This window comes from Pseudomonas entomophila L48 (assembly GCF_000026105.1).
Classification (GTDB): Bacteria; Pseudomonadota; Gammaproteobacteria; order Pseudomonadales; family Pseudomonadaceae; genus Aquipseudomonas; species Aquipseudomonas entomophila.
In genome coordinates this window covers 3,518,235-3,530,280 of sequence record NC_008027.1, presented here as the reverse complement: position 1 = coordinate 3,530,280, position 12,046 = coordinate 3,518,235, and the positions used below count along the sequence as shown (strand labels likewise).

Here is a 12,046-nt window from a genome sequence, read left to right as displayed (position 1 = left end):
CTTATCCCGGTGGGGCGGGCCCATTACTGTCAGGGCGTGGGTAGCGGTACAGGCTGCACCGCTACCCGCATTCATCAATGAAACAGGGAAGGAAACCAACATGACCGATGTCTATAGCGCCTCGCTGAACAAAGTGGTTGCAACTGGTGGTGCCTACACGGGCGGTAACCAGAACTATGCGGTACCCAACTGTGTGAATTCGCCAGGGCAGACCCTCGTCGTCGGCGACCGCTACACCTTGCGAGACGGTAATCGCCCGCAGATTTCCGTCGAGTGCCTCACCTTGGGTGGCGGTGTGGGTGGCGCGGCTGCCACCTTCAAGGAAGTGTGACCCTGTGCAGGCGCCGCCCTCGCGGGCGGCGCCTGCACTCAACGCGCGTAGATCCGTTTTCCGGCGAACCAGGTTTGCAGCACCTGGGTGTCGCGCAACACTTCGGGCTCGACCGTCAGCACATCGCGGTCGAGCACGATCATGTCGGCCTGCTTGCCCGCCGCGAGCGAGCCGACCAGCCGTTCCAGGCGCATGGCCCGGGCGGCATTGAGGGTGTAGGCCTGGAACATGGCCTGGCGGTCGAGGGCTTCGTCGGCATTGAGCACACCCTTCGGGCCCTTGCGGCTGATGGCCTGGTAGATCGCCTGCCACGGGTCGGGGGTGCTGATCGGCCAGTCGCTGGCGCCGGCGATGGTGGCGCCTTGCTTGAGCAGCGAACGGGCCGGGAAGGTGTGCAGGAAGGCCATGGCGTTCACATACGGCTTGACCAGTTCGAGGTTGGCCGCGTCGGCGCTGGCCCAGTACAGCTGCATCGAGGCGATCACGTCGAGCTGCCTGAAGCGTGGGTACTCCTTGGGGTTGACCATCTGCAGGTGGGTGATGGAGTGGGGGATGCCGCTGCTGCGCTCGCGGCGGGCCTGGGCCACGCCGTCGAGGGCCACGCGCACGGCGCGGTCGCCGATGGCATGCACATGCACCAGCCAGCCTCGGGCGTCGGCGGCGCTGACCAGTGCGCCGAAGCGTGCGGGGTCGAGCAGCAACTCGCCGCGTTGCCCGGAGTTCTTGTAAGGCTCGAGCATGGCCGCGCTTTGTGCCGGCATCTCCGCGACGCCGTCGGCGAACACCTTGATACCAGGCAGGGTGAGGTTGCGTACCCCGATGAACTGCTGGCGCACCTTGTCCAGCTGGTCGAGGTCGGCCGGGCCGGCCTTGGAATCGGCCATCAGCAAAGCCGCGACATGGGCGGTCAGCTCGCCATTATCCGCAAGCGCCTTGTACACCGGCAGTACGCCCAGGGAGTCGTTGTGCACGTCGGCGCCCGGCAGTTCGTTGGCCAGCGGGTCCATCCAGCCGGTGACGCCGAGCTGCTTGTAGCGGTCCAGGGCCAGGCGCCCGGCCGACATCAGGGTGTCGTGGGTGAGGGCCGGCAGCAGGTCGGTGACCGGGTACAGGCTGGCATCGACCAGGAAACCGTTGGGGCTGCCGTCCGGGTGCCGGCCGATGGTGTTGCGGGCTTCGGCCGGCAGCGCGGCGAGGGTGCTGGCGTCGATCCCGGCGCGGGCGAGCATGGCCCGGTTGGCCCAGCCGGTGTGCATGTCGTTGGCGGCGAACAGGATCGGTTGGTTGGCCCACTCGCCGTGGTTGAAGCGTTGCTCCAGGGCGGCGATGTCGTCCCAGTAGGTGGGGGGCAGGCCGCCGATGCTGAGGAACTCGCCACGCCGGGCCTTGCCGTCGTCGCGCCATTGGCGCAGGCGCTGTTCCAGTTCGTCGAGCGGTACCTGCACGCCGGCCAGGTCGGCCAGTGCCAGTTGCAGGCCGCCCTTGATGGCGTGGGAATGGGAGTCGAGCAGGCCAGGCATCAGCACCTTGCCGCCGAGGTCTATGACCTGGGTGCCCGTGGTCTTCAGGCGCAGCACGGCCGTGTCGCTGCCCACCGCGACGATCGTCTCGCCGTCCACCGCCACTGCCTGCTGCAGCGGCTGGCCGGGCTCGGCGGTGTAGACCTTGGCGTTGTGCAGGATCAGGTCCACCGCCGCCAGGCCGGGCAAGGCGGTGCAGGCCAGGCCGGCGCCGAGGGCTATCTTCAGGAGCTGCTTCATTGGCTGCCTCGTGCTTACTTGTGATGAAGGGGCAGGCTAGCCAGGTGGGTGCAGGCGTTAAACGAGTGAACAGGCACAACTTTTTTCCCGTACGGGAAACAATCCCTGTGGGAGCGGCCTTGTGTCGCGAAAGGGCCGCAAAGCGGCCCCGGCATTCTTTGCGCCAAGGCTCAAATCCTGGGGCTGCCATGCAGCCCTTTCGCGACACAAGGCCGCTCCCACAAGGGGCGGTTTAAATCCTGAGCCTCTTGCAAGACAGCTGTTGCCACAGGAATCACGCCAAATCCAAAAATTGCCGTCCATCCATCTCCCCATGGATACTGCCCCGCGCCCCACGCGTGCAGAACAGGAAACAACCATGGACAAAATGACGGCCCTGACCCTCTTCGTCGCCGCCGCCGAACACCGCAGCTTCAGCCGCGCCGCCGAGCAACTGGGCAAGACCCCCTCGGCCATCACCAAGGCCGTCGCCCACCTGGAAAGCGAGCTCGGCGTGCGCCTGTTCGAGCGCACCACCCGGCGCATGGCCCTGACCGAGGCCGGCACGCTGTACCTCGAAGGCGCGCGCCAGGCGCTGATGCACCTGCAGCGGGTCACCGAGGAAGTGGAGCAACTGCAACACGAACTGCGCGGCACCCTGCGCATCACCGCGCCACCGTCGTTCGGCCCGGCATTCCTCAACCAGGTGTGCTGCCGGTTCATGAACGAACACCCGCAGGTGCGCCTGGAGGTGAACCTCAACGACGCCAACGACGACCTGATCGACGGCGGCTACGACCTGTCGCTGCGCGACGGCCCCACCGACCAGCCCGAACTGATCGCCCAGCCGCTGATCGAGAACCGCGTGATCCTCTGCGCCAGCCCCGGCTACCTGGCCCGCCGGGGCAGCGCCATCACCCTGGAAAACTACGCCCAGCACGACTGGCTGTTGCTGCGTCACCCGCTGCTCAACCGCAGCTTCTGGTGGATCGAGCACGAAGGCCAGACACTGCGGGTACGACAGCCCACGCCGAAGCTGGTGAGCGACAGCTTCGATTTCCTGCTGGCCTGCCTGCTCGACGGCCAGGGCCTGCAGTTCGTGCCTACCTGGAGCGCGGCGCCATACCTGGCGCGTGGCGAGCTGGTGGAGGTGATGCCCGACTACTGGCGCTCCCTCAGCGCCTTCGGCCCCTGGGTGCATGTGCTGTACCTGCCGCATCGGCGCAACACGCGCAAGGTGCAGGCCTTCATCGCCCTGTTGCACGCGCACTTGAAGACGCAGGGATTGCGCGGCTGATTTTTTCCACCCAGGCACAAAAGTTGTGCGGGGCGGGGCGATGATCGGGGAGGGGGCACGCCGCTAGGCTGGCGCTGTTCCCACAGGAGTTTCCCCGTCGTGAAGATCCACACGTTCGTCAGCGATATCCGTGACCCTTCGGCACGCGGTCGCCAGATCGGCGAAGCCTTCGCCGAGCAGATCCGCCACACCACCCAGCTGTACCTGGAGTTCTTCCCGCGTGTCGGCATAGCGCCACAGGAGGCCCAGCGCATCGGTGAGAACAGCCAGGCCGCATTGGAGGCCTGGAGCCCGGCGCTGGCCGCTGAAATCGCCGGCATGGCCACCGGTGCCGGACTGCCCCTGTGGCAGTTGGCGAGCCTGAACGCGCGCACCGAGGTATTGGCGGCACGTACCCGCCACAGCGAATGCTCGACCACCGTGCACGCCCCACGCGGTCCGCGTGCGCCGCAGACCCTGCAGACCTGGGACTGGCACGACAGCCTCTGCCCCCACGGCCTGATGCTGGCGCTGGATACCGAGCGCGGCCTGCGGGTCAAGCTGTTCTGCGAGTTCGGCATGCTGGCCAAGCTCGGGGTCAACAGTGCGGGCCTGGGCCTGCATTTCAATATCCTCCACCACGCCAGCGACAACGCCCACGGCGGCGTGCCGGTGCATGCCATCGCCCGGCGCCTGCTGGAAGAGGCCACTAGCGTCGACGAGGCCATCGAGCTGGCGCGCTCGGCACGGGTCAGCGCGTCCACCGTGCTCACCGTGTTTTCCCGCGAGGACAAAAGCCCCCGCGCCGTGAGCATCGAACTCAGCCCCGAGCGCACCGCGCTGGTGCTGCCGCGCGAGGATGGCTGGCTGCTGCACACCAACCATTTCCTCGACCCGCAACTGAGCGAAGGCGAGCAGGTTGCCGACCGTGCCGACACCGAAGGCCGCCTGGCCCACCTGCGCCAGGTGATTGGCCAGATGGGCAGCGCCGACTTGCGCGCCCGGGCCGAAGCAATGTGCGGCGCGGCCGGCGACGCCGCGCCGATCTGCTTCCACCCGGACCTGGCACTGCCTGACACCGAGCGCTGGGAAACCTTGCTCAGCGTGGGCATCGATACCGAACAGTGCGCGCTCGACTATGTGGCCGGCACGCCGCTGCAACTGGCCAAGGCCGGCTTCCAGCGCTTCTGAGACCTTCCGGTGCCGTGCCTACCGGCACGGCCCAGCACGATGAGAACAATAACAATGCATGCGCACCCTGCGTCTTCCCGCTCCGCCTTGCGGACCTTCTGTGTCTCCGGCCTCGGCACCGCGCTGGAGTTCTACGACTTCATCATCTACGGCACCGCCGCCGCGCTGGTCTTCCCCCAGGTGTTCTTCCCCGGGCTCGATCACCTGACCGCTACATTGGTGGCGTTCAGTGCCTTCGGTGCCGGGTTCTTCGCCCGGCCCTTGGGGGGCTTGGTGTTCGGCCATTTCGGTGACCGCGTCGGCCGGCAGAAGGTGCTGGTCGCCACGCTGCTGTTGATGGGCTTGAGCACCTTCCTGATCGGCTGCCTGCCTAGCCATGCCAGCATCGGCGCGGCGGCCCCGGTGCTGCTGGTGCTGCTGCGCCTGGTCCAGGGCTTCGCCGCTGGCGGCGAGTGGGGTGGGGCGGCGCTGTTCGGCATCGAGTCGGCGCCCCCGGGGCGGCGCGGCTTGTGGGGCAGCTTCACGAGCATGGGCATCGGTGTCGGCGGCATCCTCGGCGCGGCAGTGTTCGCCCTGGTCAGCGCAGCGGCCGATGGCAACCTGGTGGACTTCGCCTGGCGCATCCCGTTCTGGCTGGGCGGCACCCTGGTGCTGATCGGCCTGTACGCCCGGCTCAAGGCGCCGGCCGCCACACCCGCGCAAGCACCGGCACGGGCGCCGCTGGCCGAGGCGCTGCGCCAGCGCCCACGGCAGTTGCTGCTGTGCACCGGGATCGCCTTCGGCTACTGCACCATCGCCTACATCGGCAGCACGTTCTTCCTCACCTATGCCACCCAGGCCGGCTTCGGCAGTACCGAAGCGTTGATGTTCGACCTGACCCTGTCGGTGGCCATTGTGCTGTCGGCGCCGCTGTTCGGGCACCTGTCCGACCGCCTGGGGCGGCGTACGGTGATGGTGTTCGGCGCCTTGGTGATGGCGCTGGGGCTGTTCGCCTTCTTCGCCCTGGTCGACCTGCACAGCTTCGGCATCGCGCTGTTCGCCTATGGCCTGACCGGCGCGCTGATGGGGGCGACCCAGGGGCCGATCCCGGCGTTCCTCGGCGAGCAGTTCCCGCGCAGCATGCGTTACTCGGGAATCTCGGCGAGTTACCAGGTCGGCGCGGCGCTGGGCGGCGGCACGGCGTCGAGCATTGCCACCGCGATCCTGATCCTCACCGACCACAACCCGTTGGGGGTGGCCCTCTATGGCGCTGCGGCGCTGCTGCTTGTCGCCGTGTGCTCGCTGATGCTCAAGGAGACGGCGCGCTTGAGCATGGCGCAGATTGATGAGCCCGGGCCGGCTTGCACGGGCCGCGTAGTGGCGACCGAGCTGTAGCGCGGGGTCAGAGCTCGGCGAGCACTTCGGCGGCGGTGGTCACCTGGCCGAAGTGGTGCTTCCACAGGTCGATCCCCAGCTGCCCGGAGCGGTCCAGCGAGGAGCCCGAGGTGAGGTCGGTCACCAGGGTCGGGTTGAGCCCGGCATCGAACAGGGCGAAGCCGGCCGCCAGCACGCAGGTTTCGGTCTGCAGGCCGCACACCAGCACGCGCTCGACGTTCAAACTCTTGATATAGGCGAGGGTTTCGGCGGTCTGCCCGTAGCCGTGCTTGACGAACACCTTGTCCGCCTCGACCAGGGCCACGTCCTCGGCGGCCGGGTGCCAGCCGAGCTGGCGCTGGAACGGGGTGACCTGCTCGTCGTGCAGCTCGACGGAGGCGACGGTGGGGATGGTCGCCGACAGCCGGCGAATGCCGTCCACCAGTCGCTCGGACGGGCTGAAGGTGGATTGCACGTCTACGATGAGCAGTACTTGCCGCATTGATTTTTCCCGATCCAGGTACGAAGGGCGCCGAGTATAGCGCCGAGCGCCTCGTGGGGGGCGTTCGTCCTGGGTTTGAACGTGGTGGATACGCCGCAGCGAAGGGGCGCTCATGCAACGGATCGTGATTCTGGGCAACGCGGGCAGCGGCAAGTCGACCTTGGCCAGGGCGATTGGTGCGCGGCTGGGGTTGCCGGTGGTGCACCTGGACCGGTTGTTCTGGGAGCCCGGCTGGGAGGAGGCGGACGATGAGGTGTTTCGCGAGCGGGTGGTGCAGGCGCTTGCGGGTGGCAGTTGGGTCACCGATGGCAATTATTCGCGGCGTACCTTTGACCTGCGTCTGCCTCACGCCGACCTGGTGATCTGGCTGGACACGCCGCGGCTGACTTGCCTGAGGCGGGTCATCCAGCGTTCGTTGCTCAAGCCTGCGCGGCCTGATCTGCCGCAGGGGTGCAATGAGAAGCCGAACAAGGATTTTCTCGAATTTCTCAAGTTCGTCTGGCATTTCGACCGGGTCAGCCGGTTGGGGATCGAGGCGTTGCGGTTGGCCATTGGGGGGCAGGTACCGGTGGTGCATCTGAGTGGTGCCCGGCAAGTGGCGGTTTTTGTTGCTGGGTTGCCTGGGGTGGTGGCGGGGCGCGATGCGGTGGGGTCGAGCGGCGCATTCTAATGCTCCCCTGCCATCAGATCAGCCACGGTTTAACTTCTCATCTGGGCAGTTGGTCAACGTTTGATTAGCTTCAATAGCTTTAATGGCAACCTGTCCTCCTCGCTTAGTAAGGTCGATGCCGATTATCTCAATGTCCTCAACGTTAGGAAACTTTGGAGAGATAGACAACCAGTATTCCTGCAAGGCGACGACCAGATCATTGAATTTTACCTGGCCATTTTTCGGCGACTCCCAAGTGATTTGACCGCCATGGTTGACCAGTAAAAAAATGCCGCAGCTCGAATTGATGTCTCGAAGGTAATCACCACATAGCTGGTTCTCGAGCCGTTCGAAATGCTCAGGGCCACTCCAGTTTTGCGAAAGCTTCAGTTCGACAGGTACCGGCTCGTATAAGTCGCTGGTCTGGATCCTGTAATCAGGACGCTTGTCATCGGCTAGCTGCTCCTCCTGAGGAACGACGTAACGCCCTGCCGCATGGTCTCTCAGCCAGTTTCCGATGAATTTACGGATCGAGGTCTCTTGGTTCGCCTTCAGGAGTATCTCAGCATAGCTCGAGTCGCCGTCCTCTAGGTCGTGCTTCAAGTCCAGAAGCCGATCAACCGCTAGGTTCCACAGCTCACGGTGTGTAGAGGGTGTGCTTTCCAGATTTTTATGGAATTCGATGACCTTTTCAGGCTTCCAGGGTGGTGTTTGCGAGTCAGCAGTGGCTTTCTGCTTCGCATAGAACGCGCTCCACGGTCGGAGGCTCTCAGCGGGGTGAGACTCTGCAATTTGTTGAAGGGCTAGGAATGATGCTTTACCAGGTGTCTCTCGAATGATGGCGAGAAGCCCTTCACGAGCATACTGGGCATCATCACGAAGACCAGGTGAATATACTCCTCCACCTGTACGATCAATGTCGTCTGCGATGCGAACGTATCTGTGTATCAGCAGATACAGCGTCTTGGCATCCTCAACAGTTTTGTAGTTTTGCCTACAACGACTGGCCGTGCGGCTCCCTACAAGAGCAATGAGGGAGAGCATTGCGAATTTCGCCTTCTCTTCATCAGATGCCAGTGAGTCTATATGTGCTGCCAATGCTGGTATGGCAACACTGGGTTGTGCACCAACCCAAACTGCATACCAGGTCGGCGCGATCTCCTCATTGTCCTTTTCCAAGGCACGCCTGCTAGCAAGCGCGCCGAGTAGGTCATCATCGACCGATGACTCTTGAACAATGGTGAGCGCGAGTTGAAGAGATTCAAGGCGACTAACGGGTTGCTCCAACCGAGCGAGTAGCGGAGCAGCAAGTTCCTCATACATCCAGTCTCCACCCCAGCGAAACCTTTGCAGCACGCGATTTCCGCCAGACTCCGAATGAGGGGCGTCTAGTTCATATAGGATTTCGTGAATCACGACTTCTTGGACAAATTTCGGGTGAAGTGCGAACAGCCTGGGAAGCCACTCAGGGAAGCCATTCAGCTCAAGCAACCCATAGCGAGCTGCATTTCGAGCATCTTCAGCGGACATCTGCGCAAACAGAGTTGGTTCTTCTTTGGCCTCAATGGCAAGACCTGTCAGACCAAAAATCACCTGATAAGGAGTCGAGTTGGGTGCAGCGCCCTCTGAAGGCAATGTTGGGCGATAGCCGCGCCAGAAGCTAATTGCGCCGTCGCGGAACGCTTGAGCAACAGATAAACCGAATTCTGTGATGAGCGAAGACCAATTGCTGCTGCTCCATGTATTCGAAGACGAGGAGCTATCACGCATTTGTTCCAGCAGGTAAGCCTGGCTGCGGGTCATCACACCGGCCTCAGGGTTGTTAATCAGGGCTACTTCAGCAGCGAGACCTTCTTGCCAAGAGCGACGGCGCTCTGCCTCTTCAGCTTTGCGCTGAACAGCCTTTTCTTCCCATTCAGCTTTTTTGATCTCCCACTCTTGCACTTCGCGCGCGGGTGGATTCAAGAGAGCTTCGAGGTGCGTGCGAAGCTCAGGGTTGCACTCAGTTGCCTGCCTGAGCCGGATTACCCATGACGATGGTTTGTCATTCTGTGTGTAGATGTTGAACGCCATGCTGAGCGCCATGAGGCGGTCTTGCATATCCGTGAGGCTCACGATTTCGCTGCAGGCTATGCTGAAGTTTTCTCTGTTCAACGACCAGAATGGTTGGAACCCCAGCAACTGCCAGACTTGAGTAATGGGTTCACGATGCACCCGCCCTTGACGGGCTACCGCAACGTCATACCAGAACAGTTTGTAATCGAGTTCAGGCCAAGTGGGGACAATCTCTCGTAGCTTTTCTCCAAGCTCTCGAGTATCTCGCTCATCGTAGAAATGTACCTGGGCCAGCTTACTCAGCACCGCGAGCACCGATTCGTTAAGCGCATATGGAGCACGCGCTTGAAGCAATCGGAGCGCCGCTAAGCCAGCGACCTCGGCAAGCCAACGGAATCTTTTAGAGATAGCGCTGAAGCCTTGCTCTTTGAGCGGAGGCTTTTCCAAGAGCACACTAAGACCGTGAATGAAGGCTGGGAGGTTATCCAGAGGACAATCAGCTGCCAATGAGGACAGCTTCACCGCCAGCGTATCCCCACCACTGAAGCGCTCTTTTTTTGCAGTTCTCTCAATCGCTTGCAGAAGCCACGGCAGCCACTCGCTGTCGAGCTGAAGACCATCAACCAGCTGAGCTAACCACTCCCGATTAACCTCGGAATCCCCTGCCAAAAGCGCCAGGCGTACATCCACGATATCTTGCTGTGTTCCAAGGTCGAGAATGGCCTTCATTGCGGCCAAACGAGTGTATTTGTGCTGGGCATTGAGGGCAAACTGTTTGACCTCCGCAAGCGCACCCACCACCTCTCCGTGCCATACCATTCTCAACAAGAACCAGACGATGTCGTCATTGGAACGATAAAGGACCAATAGCTCATTGATGTCCTCTGTGAGGTCGTGGTGTGCAAATCGCTGGACAGCCGAATAGTCTGTGATCGTCAAACTGTGGGCTGGCTGAGCCAGTTGCTCGCAAGCCTTGCGTAGAATATTCCGACGGGTATTCAGCGGGAGCTGACCAGGATCGCCTCCTTCAAAAAAGACCTCGGGAGCGAGCTCTTCCAGCCGCGTACAAATTCGCTCATCCAAAAGAGCCAACCATGGCAACACAGAACGCATTGAGGGATTGATCACCTGCAGGCCATACTGAGTACGGAAGAACAAATTCTCGATTTTGACGCGCGAGGCAGCACCACGGATAAGCTCATGCAGCCACTCTGCTGCTAGATATTCCCGGACTGTACGATGGTGAAAGCGAACGGTTCCATAGATGCCTGGCTCGAAAATGGGGCGACTCAGCAAAGCTCCAGCGTCTGCGTCATTCCATCCCGTCAGTACTGAGCGAATTAGAATTCCTTTTTTATTGGCGTCACCATCTGGAACGCAGATTGCTGCCATTTGACCCAGAGTCGTTGCGGCAGCAAGAAGGCGTGCCCCCTCACGCAATCTCTCCGGCGCAATTGGCCTGAATTCGGCACGATTCTGATCGCGCTCCACAAGCCGGCGATTGATGCTGCTCTTCATCAGCTCCAACCTTGTGCCTATGCGATGGTGCTCATGCCAGAAGTCGACGAGCTCCAGGAGATCCAGTGGGCGAGTAGTTAGAGACTCCGCCTCCCTTCGTTCTACGGCAGCGCGGAAGGCTTTTACGTCTTGGACGCCTGCTGCCCCGAGGAAGCAGTCGATCTGCTCGTCATGGATATCGTCCAACGTCACCACGAAAAACGATGCATCTCGCTTGGCTTCGCTTGCCGTAGTTTGCACGGTGCCTTCTACACCACTCCCTGTCGGTGGTAGTGCTTGACGAGCGTTAGCGTCAAACTCAAAAGCCCTTTCGCAGATCGCTAAATCCGTGCTTGCCCGCCAGGCGTTGCTCCGTCCTGTGATCAAAATATTCGCCTTGGCTACAATTGGTGTGATCAGCTTGCCAAGCTTTCGGATTGCCTTCTCAAAATCTCTCGGATCACTCAGCCGGGCCTCGTCCACCGAGTCTAAGAGCAGCCACCCTTCGGTGTCCGAAGTGAGCCAGCTTTCAAACTCCTCGAATGTCCCCTCCTCGAACGAGTCCTCCAATTCAGAAATGACGTTTTCGATTCGTAGGAAGAAAGCGATTTTTCCTTCGCTCCGTAACTGACGGGTAACATTTCGGATTTCAGCAGTTTTTCCTGACCCCGCCTCCGATAGCAGTACCACTCTGGAATGGCTAAGCAAGTCTGGCCAGTGAAGCTCTCCGCTTGTGCTACGTCTGCCGCTTAGGTCGACATCATCGGAAACATCGTCTTCAATGAGGATTTTGGAGAAGGTTCGATCAAGATCAATGAAGGCGTCCGAATGCCTAGTCATAGCGAGCCTCAAAGCAGGTCAGGTGCAGTCCCGGCGTGGGCTGCGGCGGCTCTGCCATCCTACCTCATATCCCCTGCCAATTGACTCGATCAACGACCCTTGAGTCTTGGAAGTAGTGTGGACGAGGCTCTGCAGGCTTAGGCGTGCCTTTGCCTAATATAAAGATCATTTTTCCTAATAGATCCCCTCGTAATTTTCGGAAATTTCCTTCTTACGTAACCATTGCGAACCAGTCCGCCCTAACGATAAATTCTCCAAGCCGCAGCAAAACCTGCGGCCAGGTGTAGGAACCTGCTGGTAAACTTGGCGCACGCACTAGGCGCCCCATCACCACGGCTGGCGCCTTTTTTGCGCTTGCTGCGATGTCATGGCGGCTGTGTGTGGGCAGGCTTCGGCCTGGCCGGGTTCCAAGTTTCCCGGTATTCCTACCCCACGCACAGCTGCCACCCAATCCCGTAGGAAGGATCGTGGTAGCTCCAATCCAAAACTTGGAGTCTCATGCATGCTTATGCGCATTCTGAGCAGGATCCTCGCATCCGCTCTCCGCCGCCCAACCCCTGCGGCTACCCCATCCCCAACCTTCTACCCGATCGATAGCCATTCCCTTGCCACC

Annotated in this window: 8 protein-coding genes; 5 read left to right on the top strand and 3 right to left on the bottom strand. The window is 61.5% G+C overall.

From position 1 onward, the window contains the following. Positions 1-100: 100 nt before the first annotated feature. Positions 101-331, top strand: a complete 231-nt coding sequence (locus PSEEN_RS15095) for a hypothetical protein (protein WP_044488206.1) — start codon at positions 101-103, stop codon at positions 329-331. A gap of 38 nt (positions 332-369) precedes the next feature. On the opposite strand, the gene PSEEN_RS15090 is transcribed toward PSEEN_RS15095, so the two are convergent. Continuing rightward, positions 370-2,091, bottom strand: coding sequence for an amidohydrolase (locus PSEEN_RS15090; RefSeq protein ID WP_011534408.1), 1,722 nt, complete (start codon positions 2,089-2,091; stop codon positions 370-372). A gap of 358 nt (positions 2,092-2,449) precedes the next feature. Here PSEEN_RS15090 and PSEEN_RS15085 point away from each other — a divergent pair, with 358 nt between their 5' ends. The 3 genes from PSEEN_RS15085 (at position 2,450) to PSEEN_RS15075 (ending at position 5,911) form a co-directional block, all read left to right on the top strand. After that, positions 2,450-3,367 (top strand): LysR family transcriptional regulator, encoded by a 918-nt coding sequence (locus tag PSEEN_RS15085; protein WP_011534407.1) that lies wholly within the window; start codon positions 2,450-2,452, stop codon positions 3,365-3,367. 99 nt (positions 3,368-3,466) lie between these two features. Next, positions 3,467-4,537: a C45 family autoproteolytic acyltransferase/hydrolase gene (locus tag PSEEN_RS15080; RefSeq protein ID WP_011534406.1), complete on the top strand. Its 1,071-nt coding sequence runs from the start codon at positions 3,467-3,469 to the stop codon at positions 4,535-4,537. 54 nt (positions 4,538-4,591) lie between these two features. Further along, positions 4,592-5,911 carry an MFS transporter gene (locus PSEEN_RS15075; RefSeq protein WP_011534405.1) on the top strand — a complete coding sequence of 440 codons (1,320 nt, stop codon included), beginning with the start codon at positions 4,592-4,594 and terminating at the stop codon, positions 5,909-5,911. Positions 5,912-5,918: 7 nt separating this feature from the next. On the opposite strand, the gene PSEEN_RS15070 is transcribed toward PSEEN_RS15075, so the two are convergent. Continuing rightward, the gene (locus tag PSEEN_RS15070) at positions 5,919-6,392 is read right to left on the bottom strand and encodes an isochorismatase family protein (RefSeq protein WP_011534404.1); all 474 of its coding nucleotides are present in this window, start codon (positions 6,390-6,392) and stop codon (positions 5,919-5,921) included. 112 nt (positions 6,393-6,504) lie between these two features. Between PSEEN_RS15070 and PSEEN_RS15065 the strand changes: the two genes are divergently transcribed. Continuing rightward, entirely contained in the window at positions 6,505-7,062 is a 558-nt protein-coding gene (locus PSEEN_RS15065) for a P-loop NTPase family protein (RefSeq protein ID WP_011534403.1), read from the top strand. An 18-nt stretch (positions 7,063-7,080) separates the two neighbouring features. On the opposite strand, the gene PSEEN_RS15060 is transcribed toward PSEEN_RS15065, so the two are convergent. Further along, positions 7,081-11,433 carry an NACHT domain-containing protein gene (locus PSEEN_RS15060; RefSeq protein WP_011534402.1) on the bottom strand — a complete coding sequence of 1,451 codons (4,353 nt, stop codon included), beginning with the start codon at positions 11,431-11,433 and terminating at the stop codon, positions 7,081-7,083. Between the last annotated feature and the right edge of the window lie 613 nt (positions 11,434-12,046).

What these genes read in the sequence shown, in the direction of transcription:
- PSEEN_RS15075 (WP_011534405.1), top strand. Translation starts at nt 4,592, where the DNA reads ATGCATGCGCACCCTGCGTCTTCCCGCTCCGCCTTGCGGACCTTCTGT.
- PSEEN_RS15060 (WP_011534402.1), bottom strand. Translation starts at nt 11,433, where the DNA reads ATGACTAGGCATTCGGACGCCTTCATTGATCTTGATCGAACCTTCTCC.
- PSEEN_RS15070 (WP_011534404.1), bottom strand. Translation starts at nt 6,392, where the DNA reads ATGCGGCAAGTACTGCTCATCGTAGACGTGCAATCCACCTTCAGCCCG.
- PSEEN_RS15065 (WP_011534403.1), top strand. Translation starts at nt 6,505, where the DNA reads ATGCAACGGATCGTGATTCTGGGCAACGCGGGCAGCGGCAAGTCGACC.
- PSEEN_RS15095 (WP_044488206.1), top strand. Translation starts at nt 101, where the DNA reads ATGACCGATGTCTATAGCGCCTCGCTGAACAAAGTGGTTGCAACTGGT.
- PSEEN_RS15090 (WP_011534408.1), bottom strand. Translation starts at nt 2,091, where the DNA reads ATGAAGCAGCTCCTGAAGATAGCCCTCGGCGCCGGCCTGGCCTGCACC.
- PSEEN_RS15085 (WP_011534407.1), top strand. Translation starts at nt 2,450, where the DNA reads ATGGACAAAATGACGGCCCTGACCCTCTTCGTCGCCGCCGCCGAACAC.